The 19,178-nt window shown below is 72.6% G+C and carries 24 protein-coding genes; 10 read left to right on the top strand and 14 right to left on the bottom strand.

The window, feature by feature from the left end:
* Positions 1-23 precede the first annotated feature (23 nt).
* Complete coding sequence (glpX, locus tag FIP57_RS06715) at positions 24-1,049, bottom strand: class II fructose-bisphosphatase (RefSeq protein WP_148572760.1); 1,026 nt, start codon at positions 1,047-1,049, stop codon at positions 24-26.
* Positions 1,050-1,159: 110 nt separating this feature from the next.
* On the opposite strand from glpX, the gene FIP57_RS06710 reads away from it, so the two are divergent.
* Positions 1,160-1,690, top strand: coding sequence for a DUF4245 domain-containing protein (locus tag FIP57_RS06710; protein WP_162529697.1), 531 nt, complete (start codon positions 1,160-1,162; stop codon positions 1,688-1,690).
* Between the two features lie 18 nt (positions 1,691-1,708).
* Here FIP57_RS06710 and FIP57_RS06705 read toward each other — a convergent pair whose 3' ends face one another.
* Positions 1,709-1,927 (bottom strand): exodeoxyribonuclease VII small subunit, encoded by a 219-nt coding sequence (locus tag FIP57_RS06705; RefSeq protein ID WP_148572758.1) that lies wholly within the window; start codon positions 1,925-1,927, stop codon positions 1,709-1,711.
* Positions 1,924-3,171, bottom strand: a complete 1,248-nt coding sequence (gene xseA / locus FIP57_RS06700; RefSeq protein ID WP_148573037.1) for an exodeoxyribonuclease VII large subunit — start codon at positions 3,169-3,171, stop codon at positions 1,924-1,926. The genes FIP57_RS06705 and xseA overlap by 4 nt, the downstream gene beginning before the upstream one ends.
* Before the next feature lie 110 nt (positions 3,172-3,281).
* Here xseA and FIP57_RS06695 point away from each other — a divergent pair, with 110 nt between their 5' ends.
* On the top strand, positions 3,282-4,295 hold the full coding sequence (locus tag FIP57_RS06695) for a 4-hydroxy-3-methylbut-2-enyl diphosphate reductase (RefSeq protein WP_203231102.1): 1,014 nt from the start codon (positions 3,282-3,284) through the stop codon (positions 4,293-4,295).
* Between the two features lie 10 nt (positions 4,296-4,305).
* Here the strand turns inward: FIP57_RS06695 and FIP57_RS06690 are convergent, their stop codons facing one another.
* From FIP57_RS06690 to FIP57_RS06670, 5 genes are all read right to left on the bottom strand, one after another.
* On the bottom strand, positions 4,306-4,893 hold the full coding sequence (locus tag FIP57_RS06690; RefSeq protein ID WP_420846681.1) for a DUF6542 domain-containing protein: 588 nt from the start codon (positions 4,891-4,893) through the stop codon (positions 4,306-4,308).
* Between the two features lie 20 nt (positions 4,894-4,913).
* Entirely contained in the window at positions 4,914-6,089 is a 1,176-nt protein-coding gene (locus FIP57_RS06685) for a DNA recombination protein RmuC (RefSeq protein ID WP_148572756.1), read from the bottom strand.
* 44 nt (positions 6,090-6,133) lie between these two features.
* Positions 6,134-6,313: a hypothetical protein gene (locus tag FIP57_RS06680; RefSeq protein WP_148572755.1), complete on the bottom strand. Its 180-nt coding sequence runs from the start codon at positions 6,311-6,313 to the stop codon at positions 6,134-6,136.
* Positions 6,314-6,322: 9 nt separating this feature from the next.
* The gene (locus tag FIP57_RS06675) at positions 6,323-7,114 is read right to left on the bottom strand and encodes an exodeoxyribonuclease III (RefSeq protein ID WP_148572754.1); all 792 of its coding nucleotides are present in this window, start codon (positions 7,112-7,114) and stop codon (positions 6,323-6,325) included.
* 67 nt (positions 7,115-7,181) lie between these two features.
* Positions 7,182-7,646, bottom strand: coding sequence for a hypothetical protein (locus tag FIP57_RS06670; RefSeq protein WP_148572753.1), 465 nt, complete (start codon positions 7,644-7,646; stop codon positions 7,182-7,184).
* Between FIP57_RS06670 and FIP57_RS06665 the strand changes: the two genes are divergently transcribed.
* Together FIP57_RS06665 and ychF are read left to right on the top strand one after the other, a co-directional pair.
* Positions 7,629-8,945, top strand: coding sequence for a DUF2252 domain-containing protein (locus tag FIP57_RS06665; RefSeq protein WP_148572752.1), 1,317 nt, complete (start codon positions 7,629-7,631; stop codon positions 8,943-8,945). The genes FIP57_RS06670 and FIP57_RS06665 overlap by 18 nt on opposite strands.
* 139 nt (positions 8,946-9,084) lie before the next feature.
* Positions 9,085-10,158 (top strand): redox-regulated ATPase YchF, encoded by a 1,074-nt coding sequence (ychF, locus tag FIP57_RS06660; RefSeq protein ID WP_148572751.1) that lies wholly within the window; start codon positions 9,085-9,087, stop codon positions 10,156-10,158.
* 21 nt (positions 10,159-10,179) lie between these two features.
* Here ychF and FIP57_RS06655 read toward each other — a convergent pair whose 3' ends face one another.
* From FIP57_RS06655 to FIP57_RS06645, 3 genes are all read right to left on the bottom strand, one after another.
* Positions 10,180-10,650: a hypothetical protein gene (locus tag FIP57_RS06655; RefSeq protein ID WP_148572750.1), complete on the bottom strand. Its 471-nt coding sequence runs from the start codon at positions 10,648-10,650 to the stop codon at positions 10,180-10,182.
* Between the two features lie 309 nt (positions 10,651-10,959).
* Positions 10,960-11,787, bottom strand: a complete 828-nt coding sequence (locus FIP57_RS06650; RefSeq protein WP_148572749.1) for a hypothetical protein — start codon at positions 11,785-11,787, stop codon at positions 10,960-10,962.
* Entirely contained in the window at positions 11,784-12,350 is a 567-nt protein-coding gene (locus tag FIP57_RS06645; protein ID WP_162529696.1) for an RNA polymerase sigma factor, read from the bottom strand. The genes FIP57_RS06650 and FIP57_RS06645 overlap by 4 nt, the downstream gene beginning before the upstream one ends.
* Before the next feature lie 183 nt (positions 12,351-12,533).
* Between FIP57_RS06645 and FIP57_RS06640 the strand changes: the two genes are divergently transcribed.
* The 5 genes from FIP57_RS06640 (at position 12,534) to FIP57_RS06620 (ending at position 16,114) form a co-directional block, all read left to right on the top strand.
* Entirely contained in the window at positions 12,534-12,851 is a 318-nt protein-coding gene (locus FIP57_RS06640; RefSeq protein WP_148572747.1) for a hypothetical protein, read from the top strand.
* A 76-nt stretch (positions 12,852-12,927) separates the two neighbouring features.
* Positions 12,928-14,289, top strand: a complete 1,362-nt coding sequence (chrA, locus tag FIP57_RS06635) for a chromate efflux transporter (RefSeq protein ID WP_238993332.1) — start codon at positions 12,928-12,930, stop codon at positions 14,287-14,289.
* 87 nt (positions 14,290-14,376) lie between these two features.
* Positions 14,377-15,438 carry a M42 family metallopeptidase gene (locus tag FIP57_RS06630; RefSeq protein ID WP_203231100.1) on the top strand — a complete coding sequence of 354 codons (1,062 nt, stop codon included), beginning with the start codon at positions 14,377-14,379 and terminating at the stop codon, positions 15,436-15,438.
* Between the two features lie 23 nt (positions 15,439-15,461).
* The gene (locus FIP57_RS06625; protein ID WP_148572746.1) at positions 15,462-15,836 is read left to right on the top strand and encodes a hypothetical protein; all 375 of its coding nucleotides are present in this window, start codon (positions 15,462-15,464) and stop codon (positions 15,834-15,836) included.
* Positions 15,830-16,114 carry a putative quinol monooxygenase gene (locus FIP57_RS06620; RefSeq protein WP_148572745.1) on the top strand — a complete coding sequence of 95 codons (285 nt, stop codon included), beginning with the start codon at positions 15,830-15,832 and terminating at the stop codon, positions 16,112-16,114. Before FIP57_RS06625 ends, FIP57_RS06620 begins: the two co-directional genes overlap by 7 nt.
* Positions 16,115-16,156: 42 nt before the next feature.
* Here FIP57_RS06620 and FIP57_RS06615 read toward each other — a convergent pair whose 3' ends face one another.
* Positions 16,157-17,095 (bottom strand): sterol desaturase family protein, encoded by a 939-nt coding sequence (locus FIP57_RS06615; RefSeq protein WP_238993331.1) that lies wholly within the window; start codon positions 17,093-17,095, stop codon positions 16,157-16,159.
* Positions 17,096-17,165: 70 nt separating this feature from the next.
* On the opposite strand from FIP57_RS06615, the gene FIP57_RS06610 reads away from it, so the two are divergent.
* Entirely contained in the window at positions 17,166-17,681 is a 516-nt protein-coding gene (locus FIP57_RS06610; RefSeq protein ID WP_148572743.1) for a hypothetical protein, read from the top strand.
* Here the strand turns inward: FIP57_RS06610 and FIP57_RS06605 are convergent.
* Positions 17,671-18,510 carry a PhzF family phenazine biosynthesis protein gene (locus FIP57_RS06605; RefSeq protein ID WP_148572742.1) on the bottom strand — a complete coding sequence of 280 codons (840 nt, stop codon included), beginning with the start codon at positions 18,508-18,510 and terminating at the stop codon, positions 17,671-17,673. The two genes, FIP57_RS06610 and FIP57_RS06605, sit on opposite strands and share 11 nt — an antisense overlap.
* Positions 18,511-18,521: 11 nt before the next feature.
* Positions 18,522-19,100: a DUF4396 domain-containing protein gene (locus tag FIP57_RS06600; RefSeq protein WP_148572741.1), complete on the bottom strand. Its 579-nt coding sequence runs from the start codon at positions 19,098-19,100 to the stop codon at positions 18,522-18,524.
* Positions 19,101-19,178 lie beyond the last annotated feature (78 nt).

Genomic DNA, 19,178 nt, shown 5'->3' with positions numbered 1-19,178 from the left:
AGTGCCCGGACCAGATCACCGGGTCAGTGCTCGAAGTCGACGCTCGCGTAGGACTTCAGCTTCTGCAGCTTGTGCTCGCTGACGATGCTGCGGATCGTGCCGCTGCGCGACCTCATGACCAGGCTGTGGGTGGTGGCCCCGCCGGCGCGGTATCGCACCCCTTGGGTGAGCTCACCGTCGGTGATGCCGGTGGCCACGAAGAAGCAGTCGTCGGTGTCGACGAGGTCGTTGGTGGTCAGCACGTGGTCGGGGTCGAGGTCGTGACCGGCGTCGAGGGCCCGCTGGCGCTCCTCGTCGTCGGTCGGCCAGAGCCGTCCCTGGATCACGCCGTCGAGGCACTTCATCGCGCAGGCGGCGATGATCCCCTCGGGGGTGCCGCCGACGCCGAGGAGCAGGTCCACCCCGGTGCCGGCGCGGGCGGCCATGATCGCGCCGGCCACGTCGCCGTCGCTGATGAACTTGATCCGCGCACCGGCGGCCCGGATCTCGTCGACGAGGTCGGCGTGGCGGGGCCGGTCGAGGAGCACCACGGTGACGTCGGCCGGGCTGCCGCCCTTCGCCTTCGCGACCTGGTGGATGTTCTCCTTCACCGGGTAGCGGATGTCGACCACGTCGGCGGCCTCGGGGCCCGTCACCAGCTTCTCCATGTAGAAGACCGCGGAGGGGTCGTACATCGAGCCCCGCGGCGCCACCGCCATCACCGAGATGGCGTTGTTCATCCCCTTGGCGGTCAGCGTGGTGCCGTCGATCGGGTCGACCGCCACGTCGACCTCGGGGCCGGTGCCGTCGCCGACCTGCTCGCCGTTGAAGAGCATCGGGGCGTTGTCCTTCTCGCCCTCGCCGATGACCACGACGCCGCGCATCCCGACGGTGGAGATCAGCACCCGCATCGCGTTGACCGCGACGTTGTCGGCGCCGTTCTTGTCGCCGCGGCCGACCCACCGGCCGGCGGCCATCGCGGCGGCTTCGGTGACCCGCACCAGCTCGAGGGCGAGGTTGCGGTCCGGGGCGTCGTGGGCGGCGGCGAGCGGCGCGGGCACGTCAGACATGGGGTCAGGCTAGCGGAGCCCGTCACCGCGACCGGCCCGCCGCGGACCGGTCGCGCGACCCGGCGGTGGCACCGCCCGGCGGCTGCACCGGGTGGTCCAGAATGGCCGCCATGAGCGAGCAGCCGGGGCGGTACCAGCGGTCGTTCTCCGGCATGGTCGGGGCGATGGTCGTGCTGCTCGTGGTGGTCATCGGGTTCGTGGTCTTCCGGGCGGTCAACCGCAACGACGTGGAGAACCCGGTCAAGCCGATCGACATCTCGCAGCCGGTGGAGTACGCCCGCGAGCAGGCGAACTTCCCGCTGCTGGCGCCGGACGAGCTCCCGGAGGGGTGGATCGCGACGAGCGTCCGGTTCGGCGGCAGCGGCCGCCAGCAGACCTGGCACCTCGGCATGCTCACCGAGGACCAGAAGTACGTCGGCCTCGAGCAGCAGCAGGAGACGGTCGACGACATGGTCGAGCAGCACGTCGACGAGGAGGCCGAGCGCGGCGACGACGTGGAGATCGACGGGGAGACCTGGCAGACGTTCACCGACGAGGACGACGACCTCGCGCTGGTGCGGGAGACCCCGGAGGTCACGACCCTGGTCGTCGGCCGCGTCGACCAGGAGACGCTCGAGGAGCTGCTGGCCACCCTGCGGTGACCTGCGGTCCGACCGGCGCTACTCCTCCTCGGAGCCGCCGACCGCCTTGTCGAGCCGGCGCCGCGCGCCCTCGAGCCACGACTCGCAGAGCTGCGCCAGCTTCTCGCCGCGCTCCCACAGTGCGAGCGACTCCTCCAGGGTGACGCCGCCCTGCTCGAGGGTGCGGACCACCTCGAGGAGCTCGTCGCGGGCCTCCTCGTAGCCCAGTGCGCCCAGGTCGTCCTGCTCGTCGGTCATGCGTCCTCGCTGTCGTGCTGGGAACCGGGGGAGGGCTCGTCGGGGTGGACCGCGTCGACGGTGAGGTCGGCGCGGCCGTCGAGCAGCCGCGCGCTGAGCGGCTGGCCGCCCCGCAACGCGGTGTGGCTGGTCACCACGTGGCCGTCGGCGTCCTGGAGAACGGCGTAGCCGCGCCGCAGGGTCTCCATCGGCGAGAGCGCACGGACCCGCGCTCGGGCGTGGCGCACCTCGTCGGTGGCCCGCTCGAGGCCGTGCCGGTGGCAGCGTCGGGCACGCGCGACGAGGTCGGCGACCTCCCGCGAGCGGTCGTCGAGCAGGGTGCGGGGATCGGCGAGCACCGGTCGTGCGCGCAGCTGGGCGAGCCGCTCCCGCTCGTGGCGGACGAGCGTGGTCACGTGGTGCCGGGCCCGGTCCCGCAGCTGGTGGACGCGGTGCAGCTCCTCCGCGACGTCGGGGACGAGCACCTTCGCCGCGTCGGTCGGCGTCGAGGCGCGGTGGTCGGCCACGAGGTCGAGCAGAGGAGTGTCGGGCTCGTGACCGATCGCGGACACGACCGGGGTCCGGGCGGCGGCGACCGCGCGCACCAGCCCCTCGTCGCTGAACGGCAGCAGGTCCTCCACCGAGCCGCCGCCACGGGCGATCACGACGACCTCGACCGCCTGGTCGCGGTCGAGCCGCTGCAGCGCCTCGATGACCTCGCGCGCGCTGTTGGTGCCCTGCATGGTCGCGTAGGCCACCTCGAACCGGACCGCGGGCCAGCGGCGGCGGGCGTTCTCGAGCACGTCGCGCTCGGCGGCTGAACCCCGCGCGGTGACGAGCCCCACCATCCCGGGGAGGAACGGCAGCGCCTTCTTCCGCTCCCGGGCGAACAACCCTTCGGCGGCGAGCAGCTGCCGGCGGCGCTCGAGGCGGGCGAGGAGCTCCCCGAGCCCGACCATCCGGATCTCGTCGGCGACCAGGCTGAGGGTGCCGCGGGCGGCGTAGAACCGAGGGCGGCCGTGCACGACCACGCTGGCGCCCTCGACGACCGGCGGGTCGGCGCTGTCGAGGACCATCCGGTTGCAGGTCACGGTCATCGACATGTCGCCGAGCGGGTCCCGCAGGGTGAGGAAGACCGTCCCCGGGCGCCGGTTGAGCTGGGCGATCTGCCCCTCGACCCACACCGCCCCGAGCCGCTCGATGTAGCGGGTCAGCAGCGTCGCGATTTGCCGCACCGGCGCCGGCTGCTCCGGGCTGGTCTGCAGCTTCCCCGAGGGAGCAGTCGGCCGGCCGGGACTGCCCGCGGGGCCGCCGGGAGGTCCGCTCGTCGTCGCCACGCAGGCACCCTAACGGCGACCTCCTACGATGGAGTCCTATGACTACGTCCGACCTGGGGATGCCCCCTGTCCTCGACCGGGACGCCGCCGACGAGCGCGCCGTCCTGCTCGCCGCTCCCCGTGGCTACTGCGCCGGCGTCGACCGCGCGGTGATCACGGTGGAGAAGGCGCTGGACCTCTACGGCGCCCCGGTCTACGTCCGCAAGCAGATCGTCCACAACAAGCACGTCGTCGCGACCCTCGAAGCGCGGGGCGCGGTGTTCGTCGAGGAGCTCGACGAGGTGCCCGCCGGCGCCACCGTCGTCTTCTCCGCCCACGGCGTCTCGCCCGCGGTGCACGCCCAGGCCGCCGAGCGCGGGTTGAAGACGATCGACGCGACCTGCCCGCTGGTCACCAAGGTCCACCACGAGGCGAAGCGGTTCGCCAAGGAGGACTACGACATCCTGCTGATCGGCCACGCCGGCCACGAGGAGGTCGAGGGCACCGCGGGGGAGGCGCCGGAACACGTGCAGCTGGTGGAGACACCGGCCGACGTGGCCCGCGTCGAGGTCCGTGACCCGTCGAAGGTCGCCTGGCTGTCCCAGACGACGCTGTCGGTCGACGAGACGATGGCCGTGGTGGACGCGCTCCGCGCACGGTTCCCGGCGCTGATCGATCCGCCGTCGGACGACATCTGCTACGCGACCCAGAACCGCCAGCTCGCGGTCAAGGAGATCGCCCGCGACGCCGACCTGGTGATCGTGGTCGGCTCGGGGAACTCCTCGAACTCGGTGCGGCTCGTCGAGGTGGCGCTCGAGGCGGGCGCCCGGTCGGCGTACCGCGTCGACGACGCCTCCGAGATCGACGAGACCTGGCTCGAGGGGGTCCGGACGGTCAGCGTGACCTCGGGCGCCTCCGTGCCCGAGGAGCTGGTCGACGGCGTCCTGTCGTTCCTGGCCGAGCGCGGGTACCCCGACGCCAAGGCGGTGCGCACGGCGGAGGAGTCGCTGATCTTCGCGCTCCCCAAGGAGCTCCGCCGCGACCTGCGCGCCGCCGAGCAGTCGAAGGGCTGACGCCCGAGGGTCAGCGGGCCGCCGGGGCGTCCTGCTCCGCGGACGCCGGCGATTCGGCGGCGGGCTGCGCTGCCGGCTCCCCGGTCCTCGGCTGCGGCACGCGGCCGGGCGCGGCCTGTGGGCGGGCCGACCGCGCGGGAGTGCTCCGGCGGCGCAGCTGGCCACGGTTGCGGAGCGCGACCTGCCGCAGCGCCAGCACGGCGAGCGCCAGGCCGTAGCCGAGCACCAGGGCGAGCGCGTGGTGCGCCAGCCCTGAGACGAGCGCCTGCGCGAGCGGGTCGTCCGCCCGGGCCACGGCGCCACGGTCGGCGAGCGCGAGGGCCAGCACGGTCGCCGCGAGCAGCAGCGGGGGCAGCACGCCCACGGTGAAGAAGTCGCGGGGCCGGACGGCGAGGGCCGCCCCGATGCAGGTCAGGACGAAGACCACGTCGAAGAAGACGCCGATGCGCTCGCCGAACCACAGGCTGACCAGGGTGGCGACGACCAGTGCCACGGCGGCCACGAGCACCACGAGGGCTCCCGGGTGACGACCCTCTTCCCAGAGCGTCCTCGGAGCATGCGTACGTGGCTGTCGGCGGGCCTGCGTGACGCGGGGCACGCGGTCAAGGTACGACGCGCTCACGCGGACTCCTCGGACGCCACGCCGAGCCGGCGGCCGGGAGGGGACCCTTGGCCCGGGTCGGGCACCGAGTCGCGGCCGTCGACGCCGGTGCGATGGTCCTCGACCAGCTCCTCCAGGCTGGGGGTGCGCGGGGCTGCCTCGACGGGGCGCGGCGGCTCCAGCTCCTCGTCGGTGACCTCGAGCTCCGCCAGCCGCCGGGCCGAGACCAGGACGCGGCTCTCGAGCGACCCCACCGCCTGGTTGTACGACGTCACGGCCGCCCCGAGCGACCGGCCGACCCGGTCGAGGTGGCCGCTCATGGTGCCGATCCGGTCGTGGAGCTCACGGCCGAGCCGGTGGATGTCGCGGGCCTTGGCCGCGAGCGCCTCCTGGGTCCACCCGTGGGCGACCGTGCGGAGCAGCGCGATCAGCGTGGTCGGCGTCGCGAGGACCACCCGGCGCTCGGCGGCGTGCTCGAGGAGCGCCGGCTCCGCCTCGAGCGCCGCGGAGAGGAAGGACTCGCCGGGGACGAAGAGGACCACGAACTCGGGGCTGCAGGGCAGGCTCCGCCAGTAGGACTTCGCCGCGAGCGTGTCGACGTGCTGCCGGAACTGCCGGGCGTGGCGGGCGAGGTGGGCCGCCCGCTCGTCGGCGCTCTCCGGGGAGCCGTCGTCGCACTCCGCGGCGTCGAGGAAGGCGTCGAGCGGGACCTTGGCGTCGACGACCACCTGCTTGCCGCCGGCGAGGTGGACCACGAGGTCCGGGCGGAGGGTTGCGTCACCGTCGCGGACGGTGACCTGCTCGTCGAAGTCGCACCGCGCCACGAGCCCGGCGAGCTCGACCGCCCGGCGCAGGTGGAGCTCGCCCCACCGGCCGCGCACCTGCGGCCGGCGCAGCGCCGTGGAGAGCGCGGTGGTCTCGCGCCGCAGCAGGTCGGTGCTGTGTCGCACGTCCTGGACCTGCTGCTGGAGCTGGGCCTGCCACGAGACCCGCTGGTCCTGCAGCGAGCGGAGCTGCTGCTGCAGCACCTCGAGGCCGTGGCGCACCACCGCCTGGTCGGCGGCCCGCGACTCCAGCGCCGCTCGCTCGCCGACCGCGGAGCGGGCGCGGCTCAGCAGGAGCCCGGACAGGAGCCCGAGCGCCGCCCCGACGAGCAGGGCCACGAGGAGCGCGACGAGGGTGCTGGTGGTCATGGCCGCAGCCTGCCGGACGGCTCCGACGAAAATGGGCCCGTTGGTCAGTCGGTGGTGATTCCTGGGTCGTCGGGGCGGTCCGGGTCGACCGGCTCGTCGACGGTCATCCGCTCGATCGCCGACTCGCCGGGCTGGTCGCTGCCCTCGTGGCGCTCGGAGGGCGAGACGTCGCCGTCGGAGCCCTGGAAGGTCTCGTCGCCGGGGTGGAGGTTGTTCTTGTCCATGGCCCCCTCCTACCCATCCAGCTCGACCACGATCGGCGCGTGGTCGCTGGCCCCCTTGCCGGCCCGCTCGTCACGGTCGACGAAGGCGTGGGTGACCCGCTCCTGCAGCGCGGGGGAGCCGAGCACGAAGTCGATCCGCATCCCCTTGTTCCGCTCGTAGCGCTGCCGGTAGTAGTCCCAGTAGGTGTAGACCCCCGGGCCCGGCGTGTGCGGCCGGACGACGTCGGCGAACCCGGCGTCGACCAGGGCCTGGAACGCCGCCCGCTCCGGTGGCGTGACGTGGGTGCTCTTGGCGAACACCGCCATGTCCCAGACGTCCTCGTCCTGCGGGGCGATGTTCCAGTCGCCGGCCAGGGCGGTGGGGAGGTCGGGCTGGTGGTCGAGCCAGGTGCACGCGGCGACCCGCAGCGCCTCCAGCCAGCGCAGCTTGTAGTCGAGGTGGGGGTCGCCGACGGCACGCCCGTTGGGGACGTAGAGCGACCACATCCGCACGCCGCCGCAGGTCGCGCCGATCGCGCGGGCCTCCGCCACCGGTGGGTCGCCCCACTCCGGCATCCCCTCGAACCCGAGCTGGACGTCCTCGAGCCCGACGCGGGACACGATCGCGACGCCGTTCCACTGGTTCACGCCGTACGCCGCGACCTCGTAGCCGAGCAGCTCCAGCCCCATCGTCGGGAACTGGTCGTCACGTGCCTTGGTCTCCTGCAGCGCCAGGACGTCGATGTCGTGCCTCTGCAGCAGCGCCTCGACGCGATCGATGCGGGAGCGGACGGAGTTGACGTTCCAGGTGGCAAGACGCACCGCCCGAGCCTAGCCAGCGGCCGGACCCGGACGGTGCGTCGAAAGGGGCGCCCAGGGAGGACGGTGGTCAGGCGGCCCGGTGGAGCGCCAGCCCCGCGAGCCGGACGACCTTGCGCTTGGCGGGCCGGAACCCGTCGGCCTGCACGCGCACGTTGACCAGCCGCTTCCCGGTCACGGCGTAGACGTCGACGAAGTGGTCGACCGACCCGATGCCGAAGTCCTCCTGACGGGTGCGGAAGGCGTAGCGCGCACGGCCCAGGGAGGGCACGCCGACCTCGCTGCGGCGGAAGGCCACGTCGGCGTCCTCGAAGGCGCCCTCGCACTGCGCGTGGTGCTTGCGCACGATGCGGAACGCCTTGTCCATCTGCTTGCGGGTCTTGAACTCGTAGACGAACACGGTCGGGTCGGCGAACCCCTTGAAGTAGGGCTCCTCGCCGTCGGCGTCGAGGTAGAACGCCCACTTGCCGCTGGCCGCCTTCACCGGGTTGCGGTAGCCGAGTCGTACGGTCTGGAGATGACTCGATCTGACCATCGGCGCGCTCAGCAGATCATCGCCGTGCTCAACGAGGCGTTCGCGCCGCTGATGGAGGCCGACCCGGCCGCGTTCCGCGTGAAGTACCGCAAGATGGCGATGGACCCCTTCGCCTTCTACCGCGGCACGGCGTGCCTGTTCTACGCCGACGTGACGGGCCGCGACGACGAGTGGGTCGACGACCGGTCGGGACGGATCTGGATCCACGGCGACCTGCACGCCGAGAACTTCGGCACCTACATGAACTCCGACGGCCGGCTGGTCTTCGACGTCAACGACTTCGACGAGGCCTACATCGGCCACTTCACCTGGGACCTGCAGCGGTTCGCCGCGAGCCTCGCGCTGATGGGGTGGCGCAAGGCGCTGCCCGAGGCCGACGTGCGGGCCCTGGTCGGCCGTTTCCTGCGCGGCTACCTGTCGCAGATCAACCACTACGTGGCGTCGCCGCACGACGACGACTTCGCGCTCTACCTCGACAACACCGACGGCCCGCTGAGGGCACTGCTCCAGGCGGCCCGGCTCCGCAGCCGGCTGGCCCTGCTCGAGGGCAACACCGAGATCACCGAGGGCGTCCGGGTGTTCCGGGAGAGCGGCACCGTGCGCCACCTCGGGGCCCGCGAGCGGCGAAAGGTCGACCGGGCGTTCGCGGCCTACCTCGACTCGATCCCGGAGTCCAAGCGCTTCGACCGCACGCTGTTCTACGAGGTACGCGACGTCGTCGGGAAGTCCGGGTTCGGGATCGGGAGCGCCGGGTTGCCGGCGTACAACGTGCTCGTCGAGGGGTTCAACCAGTCGCTGGACAACGACGTCGTGCTGAGCATGAAGCAGGCGAACGTGCCGGCGGTGAGCCGGTTCGTGGACCGGCGGGCCGTCGAGTCGTACTTCGAGAACGAGGCCCACCGGACCGTCGTCAGCCAGCGCGCGCTCCAGGCGCACACCGACCCGCTGCTCGGGTGGACCACCCTGGACGGGGTCGGGTACGTCGTCGCCGAGGTGTCGCCGTACGAGATCGACCTGGACTGGGGCGAGCTCAACGAGCCGGGCGACATGGCCAGCGTCGTCGAGCAGCTCGGACGCGCCACCGCGAAGGTGCACTGCGCCTCCGACGAGGACAGCGACCAGTCGCTGGTCGCCTTCCAGGTCGAGGAGGCGGTGGCCGCGTCGCTCGAGGGGCGGCGCCGCGCGTTCGTCGAGGCGGTCACCGAGTTCGGCCTGGAGTACGCCGTGCAGGTGCGGCGTGATCACGCGCTGTTCGTCGAGGCGTTCCGGGAGGGGCGGATCGGGATCGCCTCCACCTGACCGATCACCTGACCGATCACTTGACGATCACATGACCGATCACTTGACGATCACATGACCGATCTCTGTGCGATCTCGGTCACGCGGTGACTGAAAGCGCCCGGGGTCGGCCTCCCGGGCGACCGTAGACTCGCCTCCTGTGGCACTCACCATCGGGATCGTCGGTCTCCCCAACGCCGGCAAGTCCACCCTCTTCAACGCGCTGACCCGCAACGACGTGCTCGCCGCGAACTACCCGTTCGCGACGATCGAGCCCAACGTCGGCGTGGTGGGGGTACCTGACGAGCGGCTCCCCGTGCTGGCGAAGCTGTTCGGCTCGGAGCGGATCCTCCCGGCGACCGTGCAGTTCGTCGACATCGCGGGGATCGTCCGCGGCGCCTCCGAGGGGGAGGGGCTGGGCAACAAGTTCCTCTCGCACATCCGTGAGTCCGACGCGATCTGCCAGGTGACCCGCGTCTTCCGCGACGAGGACGTCACGCACGTCGACGGCGAGGTCAACCCCGCCTCCGACATCTCCACGATCCAGACCGAGATGATCCTCGCCGACCTCCAGACGGTCGAGAAGGCGATCCCGCGGCTGGAGAAGGAGGCGAAGGGCAAGAAGGAGCTGGCGCCCGTCGTCGCGGCCGCGAAGGAGGCCCTCGCCTCCCTCGAGGCCGGCACCCCGATCATCGCGACGACGATCGACCGGACCCTGGTCCGCGAGCTGTCGCTGCTGACCGCCAAGCCGTACATCTACGTCTTCAACTGCGACTCCGACGAGCTCGCCGACGACTCGCTCAAGGAGAAGATGCGCGCGCTCGTCGCGCCGTCGGAGGCGATCTTCCTCGACGCGAAGATCGAGGCCGAGCTGGCGGAGCTCGAGGAGGACGAGGCCCGCGAGATGCTCGCCGAGATGGGCGTCGACGAGCCCGGGCTCGACGTGCTGGCGCGGGTCGGCTTCGACACCCTCGGGCTGCAGACCTACCTCACCGCCGGGCCCAAGGAGTCCCGCGCATGGACGATCCGCAAGGGTGCCACCGCACCCGAGGCGGCCGGGGTGATCCACACCGACTTCCAGAAGGGGTTCATCAAGGCCGAGATCGTCTCCTTCGACGACCTCGTGGCGGCCGGGTCGATGAACGCCGCGCGCGCTGCCGGCAAGGTGCGCATGGAGGGCAAGGACTACGTCATGCAGGACGGCGACGTCGTCGAGTTCCGCTTCAACGTGTGACCTGGTTCGGGGCTGACGTCGTCAGCGGAGCCCCAGCCACCGGTGGCGCCACCCCCACCTGATCGCGTCCGGGACTGCGCCCGTGAGGGCCTTGGCAAGGGCTGGTACCCCGCCGTCCCCGGTCGCGTGGACGTCCTCGATCGGTCGGGTGTCCGCCCAGCCGGGGCGGCCCTCGAGCCCACGGAGGCTCGTCCGAACGCCGTCCCCGGCCAGCAGCACGCCGTCGCCGACGGCGCTCGTCAGCGAGGTCACGAGCTCCGGGTGGTCGTCGACGGCCTTCATGACCCGCTCGACGATCTCGGCGACCTTGTCCAGCTTGACCTTGAGCATGGCCTGCGCACGGACGTTCTCGAGGTCGAGCTCCACCTTGCCGAGCGTGACGCGGGCACCCACGTTCAGCTCGACCAGGTCGAGGACCCGTGCATGCAGGTCGACGTCGGCGTCGAGCTCCTCGACCACCAGGCCCAGCTTCTCCACCTGCAGGTCAGGCACGCTCAAGAACACGTCCGGGTCCTGGTTAGACCCGAGCCACTCCTGCGCCGCCGCGTGACCGTTCGCTGCCCGGGGACGATGGAGGGTGGACTCGTTCATGGTTTCCTCGCTCGGGATGGAAGGGACCGTCGAGCCGGGAACCTCACCTCGACGGTGGCTTCTCCCGGCTCATCCAGGGTCGTCCCGTTGGGCCGGCTCCGTCATCGCTGCCAGCAGCCACGGCGCCCCGCCGGGAGCGGGAATCCTGACTACCGGCTGGCGGGTAGACCCCGGAGGCGCAGCGGACCCGACCACCTCCGCGGGAGACACTCACCCGGCGTCGAACCGCAGGGTTCCCAGGAGGGCATCGTTGCGGTCGAGAGGTCCCGGGTTCTTCCCGAACGACCAGGACCAGGCGACGAGGGTGTGGCCGCCGGGTGCGTCGACGAAGTGGTACCTGCTCCTCATCCCCGGCCAGGGCCCGGACTCCCCGAACGGCACACCCGGGGTGGTGATGAGGGCGTGGCAGGGGGACCCGCTCCCCTCGCCGTCGCAGGACCGTGCCTGTGCGAGCGCCTTCCCCTTGCGCAGGGTGACGTCGACCCGCCAGCCGGCGGTGCCGTCGGCGTCCCAGGGCAGGAGGTCCGTGCGGAGGAACGGGCGGGCCGCCACCCACCGGGCCAGCGACTCGGCGTCGCGCCCCACGCCGTCCTCGGCAGCCGTCGCGTCGACGATGAACGTGATGCCGTCCCGGCCCCGGTCCGAGAAGACGGTCACCTCCTCCGCCGCCCCGGTCGACTCCACCCCGTCCGCGAACCCGTCGAGGAGGGTGAACCCGTAGCCGACCGGTGCGTCGACCGTGACCTGCCGGTCCTCGGTGCACCGGACGAGGGCACTGTTCGAGCAGGTGCTGGGCACCGGCTCCGCGGGCTCCGGCCGGTCGTCCCCGTCGTACAGCCCGGCCAGGCTGCCGGCGACCACGGACGCGACCGTCGCCGCTGCGGCGAGCCCTTCGACCGTACGACGCGTGCGTGCCCGTCGTCGGGCGGTGGCGAGGAGGGCGGCGAGCGACTCCTCGACCACGGGGGCGGTCGTCGTGGTCGCGACCTCCTCGCGCAGCCGGGCACCTGCCCGGCGGGCCAGCTCGTCGACGCTCATGACCGGTCCCCCTCACCCATCGCGCGGGAGAGCCCGTCCCGGGCTCGTGAGAGGTGCATCTTGACCGTCCCTTCCGAGCACCCCAGCGTGCTCGCGACCTCGGCGACCCCGAGGTCGAGCGCGTAGTACAGGCAGACCACCTGGGCCTGGCGGGCGGGCAGCCGACGCACGGAAGCCCAGAAGTCCTCGAGCCCACCCGGCCCCTGCGGCTCCGCAGCAGGCAGGGCACGCAGCCGCGAGAGGGCCCGTCGTTCGACGCCGCGACGCCGGAGCGTGGAGACGGCCTTGTGCGAGCAGACTCCGCGCACCCATCCGGCCGGCGACTCCAGGTCGCGCACGTCCTCCCACCGACGGTAGGCGACGAGCATCGTCTCCTGGACGACGTCGTCGGCTCCGTCGGTGCCGAGGAGCGCCACCGCCAGGACCCGCAGCCGCGGGTACTCGCGACGGTAGAAGGCGTCGAACGGCTCGGGGGCCGGCGGCTCCGCGGGCGCCTGCGCGGCAGCGGAATCCGTGTCGATCAGCTGGAGCCGTTCCTGACCGGCACCGTGCCACGGGTTCATGCCTGAATATCGCTCCGGACGCTGCCCGCGGTTGACCGGACTGCGCGGTGCTCTGGACCACCGGTCCGTCCTGCCCGCCCGGGACCAACGGCACCTCGTCCTGCAAAAGCGCCACGACATGGTGGCTGGGCGCTGACACTTGCGGGTGTTCGCACCGCACTCACCACGGGGGATCCATCCACCATGCGCAAGCTCCTCACGGCCGTCCTGGCCGCTGCTGCCATCACCGTCGCCGTCCCGGCCTCGACCGCCAGCGCCGACACCCCGGGCTGCATCAGCCGGGCCGAGTTCAAGCAGGTCAAGAAGGGCATGACCCTGGCCAAGGTCAAGCAGATCGCCGACACCAACGGCAAGCGGGACGTGTTCTCGACGGGCGGCGGCTACTCGTTCCAGGTCCGCAGCTACCGCACCTGCTCGCCGTACTCGGTCGTCACGGTCGGCTTCGACAAGCGCGGCCGCAACCCGTGGAAGGTCTCGAGCAAGTTCGGCGTCTGGGTCTGACGTTCCCGGGTGGATCTCAGGCGCGTTGTCGGCTGAGATCCACCCCGCAAGCGCCGGCACGTGGTTGCCTTCACCCGTGAGCCCGCCGCGCGACGACGTCGTCCCCTTCCGGGAGGCGGTCAAGGCGTGGTTCGCGATCTCGCTCCAGACGTTCGGCGGGCCCGCAGGCCAGATCGCGGTGATGCAGCGCGAGCTGGTGGAGGAACGCCGGTGGATCGGACACCGCCGGTTCCTGCACGCACTGTCGTTCTGCACGCTGCTGCCCGGGCCGGAGGCGCAGCAGCTGGCGATCTACGTGGGCTGGCTGCTCAACGGCGTCCGTGGCGGGCTGGTCGCCGGGGTCCTCTTCGTGCTGCCCGGCGTGGTCGCGCTGCTCGGACTGTCGATCCTCTACGTCGGGTTCGGTGACACGACCGCGGTCGAGGCGCTGTTCGCCGGCTTGGCCCCCGCGGTGCTCGCCGTCGTGGCGCACGCCGTGGTGCGGGTCGGCCGCAGCGCGCTGACACACCCGGCGCTCGTCGGGGTCGCGGTCGCCGCGTTCACCTCGCTGACCGTGCTCTCGGTGCCGTTCCCGGTCGTCGTCGCCGCGGCCGGCGTGGTGGGCTGGCTGTTCGGTCGCTGGCTCCCGTCGGTGATGCGTCCCCGGGCCGAGCCCGAGAGCGACGGCCCGCCCCCGCTGGTCCCGGACGACGCCCTCCACGCGGAGCACCCCGGCCACGGCCACACCGCGCGCGTCCTCGTGGTCGGCCTTCTGGCCTGGGCGGTGCCGCTCGTCGCGTTCGTGGTGCTCACCGGGACGGGGAGCGTCTTCACCGACCAGGGGCTGTTCTTCTCCGGTGCTGCCCTGGTGACGTTCGGCGGGGCCTACGCGGTGCTGGCGTTCGTCGCCCAGCGGGCCGTCGAGGTGTACGGCTGGCTGGCGCCCGGGGAGATGGTCCGCGGGCTGGCGCTTGCCGAGTCCACGCCCGGTCCCCTGATCATGGTGGTGCAGTTCGTGGCGTTCGTCGGCGCCTACCGCGACCCCGGAGGGCTGGACCCCTGGGTCGCGGCGGTGCTCGGTGCGCTGTTGACGACGTGGGTGACCTTCGTGCCGTGCTTCGTCCTGGTCTTCCTGGGTGCGCCGTACGTCGAACGGCTGCGCGGCAACCGGTCGCTCTCCTCGGCGCTCACCGGGATCATGGCAGCCGTCGTCGGCGTGATCGCGAACCTGGCGGTCTTCTTCGCGCTGCACACCGTCTTCGAGGAGACGACCGAACGGTCCTGGGGCCCTCTCGGCCTGGAGCTCCCGGTGCTCGACACCGTGCGGCCCTTGGCCGTCGCCCTCACGCTCCTCGCGGCGGTGCTGCTGTTCCGGGCCCGGTGGTCGGTGCTGCGGACCCTCGGCGTGTGCGCGGCCCTCGGGCTCGCCGCGGGGCTGCTCGGCTGGCCGGTCGCCTGACGGTCGCGGTGGTTGCCGTCGCAGGACGCGGGTAAGCGCGGGACGAGCCCGCTGCCGCGGGACGGCCCACCGAGGAGGACGGTCGACGTGCCGATCGAGCAGTCCGAGCTGCTGCAGGAGCTGATGTCCACCTACGGGCCGGGCGGCCTGGAGGACGAGGTGCGGGCGATCTGCGAGCGCGAGCTCGAGGGCACCGTCGACGAGCTCTGGACCGACCCGGCCGGGAACCTCGTCGGTCTCGTGCGCGGCCGCGGCGACGCGCCGGTGGTCCGGGTGACCGCCCACCTGGACGAGCTGTCGATGATCGTGAAGCGCGTCGAGCCGGACGGCACGCTCCGGGTGGAGCAGCTCGGCGTGATGTACCCGGGCAACTTCGGTCTCGGCCCTGTGGCGGTCCTCGGCGACCACGAGGAGCTCACCGGCGTGCTGACCCTCGGCTCGGAGCACACGACGCAGGAGAGCCCCCGGATCTGGGAGACCAAGCCGGACCAGGGCGACAAGGCGTTGGACTGGACGCACGTGTACGTGTTCACCGGTCGCTCCGCCGAGGAGCTCCACGACGCCGGCGTCCACCCGGGGACGCGCGTGTGCGTGCACCGCAGCAAGCGCACGCTGGTGCAGGTCGGTGACTTCGCGGCCGGCTTCTTCATGGACGCCCGAGCCCTGGTGGCTGCCTCGATCGCGGCCGCGCAGGACCTGCGCGAGGGTGGGCAGCGGCCGCCGGGCGACGTGTACCTCGTGTTCAGCACCGGCGAGGAGATGGGCGGGATCGGCGCCTCCTACGCCGCCCGCACCCTGCCCGGCGACGTGACGCTCGCGCTGGACGTCGGCCCGGCGGAGGCGGAGTACCAGACCGAGGTCGATGCGGCCCCGATCGTCGTGTACGCCGACGCCCTGGCCGCCTACGACTCGGCCATCGCCGACCACCTCTACCGGATCGGGGTGGAGCTCGGGGTCCCACCGACGCGGGCGGTCTTCAGCTCGTTCGAGTCCGATGCCTCCCAGGCCAAGGCCAGCGGCCAGAGCGCCCAGGCGGCGCTGCTGGCCCTGCCGACGTTGAGCACCCACGGCTACGAGGTGGTGCACACCGACGCCATCGGCAACCTGGCGCGGCTCCTGGCGGAGTACCTGCGCCGACCCGTTCCCTGACCGTCCGGCGCTACCGTCGGGCCATGACCGGATCACCGCTCCGTGCCCGCCTCCGCACCCGACTGACCGCCGCCCTCCGGGAGCGCGACAAGGAGGTCGCCGCGTCGCTGCGGAGCACGCTCGCCGCCCTCGAGAACGCCGAGGCGGTGGCAGCGCCCACGACCGGCGCGCTCGCGGCGGGCGAGCACGTCGCCGGGGCTGCGGTCGGGATCGGCTCGTCCGAGGCCCCGCGCCGGACGCTCACCGAGGACGACGAGCGCGAGGTGGTGGCCCGTGAGCTCGCCGACCTGCACGCTGCTGCCACGTCGTACGACGCGGTGGGGGCCGTCGACCGGGCGGACGGGCTGCGACGCGCGGCGGCCGCCGTGACCGCGGTGCTCGAGGAGGAGCCGTGCTGATCGTCGCCGGGTCGCTGACCGTCCACCCGCACGACCGCGACGACTACCTGGTGGGCGTCGCCCGCGTGACCGCGCACGCGCGCGAGGCTCCGGGCTGCCTGGAGTTCGTGCAGGCGCCGGACCCCTTGGAGGCAGGGCGGATCGTGATCCTCGAGCGCTGGGAGTCCGAGGAGGACCTGAGGCGGTTCCGGGCCTCGGAGGGGCCGACCCCGGTGCTCCCCGAGGTGGTGGGCGCCGACGTGGCGAAGTACGTCATCTCCTCGGTCGAGGAGCCCTGAGCCCCGTCATCCGGTGCAGCTGCGCTGAGATCCGGCTCCGGATCAGCCCGTCTGCACGGAATGAGGGTCCGGCACGGCCGGCCGCCACCCCGGCGGACCGAAGACGTACCCGAGCTTTTCCCGGAGGGTCGGAGCCCGCCGGACGTCGCGGGCGATCGCGGCGTACTCGTGCGTCTGCAGCCGCAGCACGTTCGTGGTGCCGACCGGGGTGGTGAGCCCGTACGTCGGCCGGTGCAGCTCGGGCTGGAACGACCCGAAGAGCCGGTCCCAGACGATGAGGATCCCGCCGTAGTTGCGGTCGAGGTACTCCGGGTCGCTGCCGTGGTGGACCCGATGGTGCGACGGGGTGTTGAAGACGAGCTCGACCGGCCGCCACAGCGTCCCGACGTGCTCGGTGTGCACGAAGAACTGGTAGACGAGGCTCACCGAGAAGCCCAGGAACACCAGCGCCGGCGGGACCCCGAGCACCGGCAGCGGCGCCCAGAAGACCAGCTCGTGGGCGTTGTTCCACTTCTGCCGCAGGGCGGTGGCGAAGTTGAAGTACTCGCTGGAGTGGTGGGCCTGGTGGGTCGCCCAGACGACGCGCACCCGGTGGGCCACCCGGTGCGCCCAGTAGAACGTGAAGTCGACGCCGAGGATCGCCAGCGCCCAGGTCCACCAGGCGTCGGCGGGCAGCTGCCAGGGGGCGACGTAGGCGAACAGGACCGCGTAGCCCAGCAGCCCGAGGCTCTTCCACGCGGTCATGGTCGCCACCGACACCGCTCCCATCGTGATGCTCGCCAGCGCGTCGGGGCGCGAGTAGCCGCCGGGCAGGGGCATCGCCCGGCCGTCGGCGGCGCGGCGCTGCTCCTCCGGGCGCTCGTCCTCGAGGAGGTAGGCGGCGAGCCCCTCGACCGCGACGAACAGCACGAAGAACGGCACCGCCAGGGCGACCGGGTCGCGGAGCGGCTCAGGGACGGCGTCCCACAGGTCAGCGAGCACGAGGCCCCCTCTCTCGTCGGTCGGCACCCTAGCGGTGAGTACGACGGTGTGAGCTGGGAACGGTGCCGGCATGCTCAGGGACTCGGTGTGGCAGGGGCTCGTCGCCGGCGCGGTCGGCACGGTCGCGATGACGGTGGCCGAGAAGGTCGAGCAGCGGCTCACCGGCAGGCCGAGCTCGTTCGTGCCGGCGCGGACGCTGGAGCGGCTCACGGGGCTCGAGGACCGCGAGTCGACGGCGCTGAACTGGGCGATGCACTACGGGCAGGGCGCGCTCGTCGGGGTGCTGCGGTCGGTGATGGCCAACGTCGGGCTGCGGGGGCCGGTCGCGTCCTCGAAGTTCGCGGTCGTCCGGCTCACCACCGACCAGGTGCTGGAGAACGCCACGGGGGTCGGGGCGCCGCCCGAGACCTGGCCGCGGGGCGAGCTGGTCGTGGACCTGCTGCACAAGGGCGTCTACGCGTTCGTCACCGGCCTGGTCGCCGACGGACTGGCGAAGCGGCCCGGCCCGGGGCAGGTCCACGCGAGCTACCGCCCCGGCCGCCACGCCGATGTCGGCCCGGTGCCGCGGTCGCTCGTCAGAGGGTGACCGTGCCGGCGATGCAGGTCAGGGTGGTGCCGCCGACCCAGATCTCGTCGCCCTCGGAAGAGACCCGGACGACGCCGCGTCGCCCGACGCGCAGCCCCTGGCTCGCGGTGTACGACGGTGGAGCAGCGCCGTTGCCGATCAGCCACTGGGCCAGGCCGGCGTTGAGGCTGCCGGTGACCGGGTCCTCGATGACGCCGATGTCGCCGCACAGCGCCCGGACCTCGACGAGGTGCTCGGAGCCGTCGGGGTAGAAGCCGACCACGCCGAGCATCAGGTCGCCGAGCGCCACCGGGTCCGGCTCGACGTCGAGCACCTGCTGCGCGGAGGTGAGCCGGACCGCCAGCCACCCGGGGCCGTTGTCGACCCACTGGTGGTCGACGATGTCGGCACGCGGCACCGAGAGGATGCCGGCCGCCCGGTCGAGCAGCGCGTCGTCGAGCGGTCCCGTGCGACGGCGCTCGGGGGCCGCGAACGCGAGCGCGCCGCTCTCGACCCGCAGCTCGACGAGCCCGACGCCACACTCCTGCACGACCCGGCCCGGGGTGCGGGCGACCCCGCCGTGCTCGAGCCACGCGTGCGCCGACCCGAGCGTGGGGTGGCCGGCGAACGGCAGCTCACCGCCCGGCGTGAAGATCCGCAGCCGGTAGTCGGCGGCCTCGTCCTGCGGCGGCAGGACGAAGGTGGTCTCGGAGAGGTTGGTCCACCGGGCGAACGCGGCCATCGCGGCGTCGTCGAGCCCCTCGGCGTCGAGCACCACGGCGACGGGGTTGCCGGTGTAGGGACCGCTGGCGAAGACGTCCACCTGGGCGAACGGGCGGGAGCGGGTCATGGGTCCTCCGATCAGGGGGCGGCGTGCGCGGGTGCCGGGTCGCCGGGCTCGTCCTCGAGCTCGGCGGCGCTGGAGACGACGAGTCCGCCGAGCATGAACGCGGCGATTGCGGTCACCAGCATGCCGGTCGTCGGGGTCGGTACCCGCCGGGCGGGTGGCTCGTCGTGTCCCTGGTGGTACTCGTGGGTCAGCGCGTGCCCCTTGCCGCGGGCGATCAGGACCCGGTTGACCGGCCAGGCGGCGAAGAACGCCACGGTCAGCGCGAGCGTCATGCTCAGCCAGAACACCGGGTTGACCAGCCCCGCGTCCATCGCCCCGGGAACCAGCGCCATGACCGCGTTGTCGACGACCTCCATGGTGGCGATCGACAGGGTGTCCGCGGCCAGCACCACCGACAGCGCGGCGCCCACCCCGAGACCGGCGGCCAGCAGCGGCAGCGTGGAGAGCGCGTAGCCGAACAGGAATGCGAGCCCGACGGCGAGGGCGATCGTCCACCCGGTCGACAGCCCCACGGCGGTGCCGATCACCAGCCCGAGGACCTCGCCGATCGCACAACCGGTCAGGCAGTGGAGCGTGGCGCTGATCGCCATGGCGTTGACGCCTCCGGCGTGACCGGCGTGACCGGCGTGACCGGCATGACCGGCATGACCGGCAGGACCTGCGTGACC

The sequence above is a fragment of the Nocardioides caldifontis genome, from assembly GCF_008087345.1.
GTDB lineage: Bacteria > Actinomycetota > Actinomycetes > Propionibacteriales > Nocardioidaceae > Marmoricola_A > Marmoricola_A caldifontis.
Note: the sequence above shows the minus strand (reverse complement) of the source record. Positions and strands in the feature narration are given on the sequence as shown.

Excerpts from the sequence above, each read along its gene's own strand:
- glpX (WP_148572760.1), bottom strand. The coding sequence starts at position 1,049 with ATGTCTGACGTGCCCGCGCCGCTCGCCGCCGCCCACGACGCCCCGGAC.
- FIP57_RS06710 (WP_162529697.1), top strand. The coding sequence starts at position 1,160 with ATGAGCGAGCAGCCGGGGCGGTACCAGCGGTCGTTCTCCGGCATGGTC.
- FIP57_RS06705 (WP_148572758.1), bottom strand. The coding sequence starts at position 1,927 with ATGACCGACGAGCAGGACGACCTGGGCGCACTGGGCTACGAGGAGGCC.
- FIP57_RS06695 (WP_203231102.1), top strand. The coding sequence starts at position 3,282 with ATGACTACGTCCGACCTGGGGATGCCCCCTGTCCTCGACCGGGACGCC.
- FIP57_RS06685 (WP_148572756.1), bottom strand. The coding sequence starts at position 6,089 with ATGACCACCAGCACCCTCGTCGCGCTCCTCGTGGCCCTGCTCGTCGGG.
- FIP57_RS06680 (WP_148572755.1), bottom strand. The coding sequence starts at position 6,313 with ATGGACAAGAACAACCTCCACCCCGGCGACGAGACCTTCCAGGGCTCC.
- FIP57_RS06665 (WP_148572752.1), top strand. The coding sequence starts at position 7,629 with ATGACTCGATCTGACCATCGGCGCGCTCAGCAGATCATCGCCGTGCTC.
- FIP57_RS06670 (WP_148572753.1), bottom strand. The coding sequence starts at position 7,646 with ATGGTCAGATCGAGTCATCTCCAGACCGTACGACTCGGCTACCGCAAC.
- FIP57_RS06650 (WP_148572749.1), bottom strand. The coding sequence starts at position 11,787 with ATGAGCGTCGACGAGCTGGCCCGCCGGGCAGGTGCCCGGCTGCGCGAG.
- FIP57_RS06645 (WP_162529696.1), bottom strand. The coding sequence starts at position 12,350 with ATGAACCCGTGGCACGGTGCCGGTCAGGAACGGCTCCAGCTGATCGAC.
- FIP57_RS06640 (WP_148572747.1), top strand. The coding sequence starts at position 12,534 with ATGCGCAAGCTCCTCACGGCCGTCCTGGCCGCTGCTGCCATCACCGTC.
- FIP57_RS06625 (WP_148572746.1), top strand. The coding sequence starts at position 15,462 with ATGACCGGATCACCGCTCCGTGCCCGCCTCCGCACCCGACTGACCGCC.
- FIP57_RS06610 (WP_148572743.1), top strand. The coding sequence starts at position 17,166 with ATGCTCAGGGACTCGGTGTGGCAGGGGCTCGTCGCCGGCGCGGTCGGC.
- FIP57_RS06605 (WP_148572742.1), bottom strand. The coding sequence starts at position 18,510 with ATGACCCGCTCCCGCCCGTTCGCCCAGGTGGACGTCTTCGCCAGCGGT.
- FIP57_RS06600 (WP_148572741.1), bottom strand. The coding sequence starts at position 19,100 with ATGGCGATCAGCGCCACGCTCCACTGCCTGACCGGTTGTGCGATCGGC.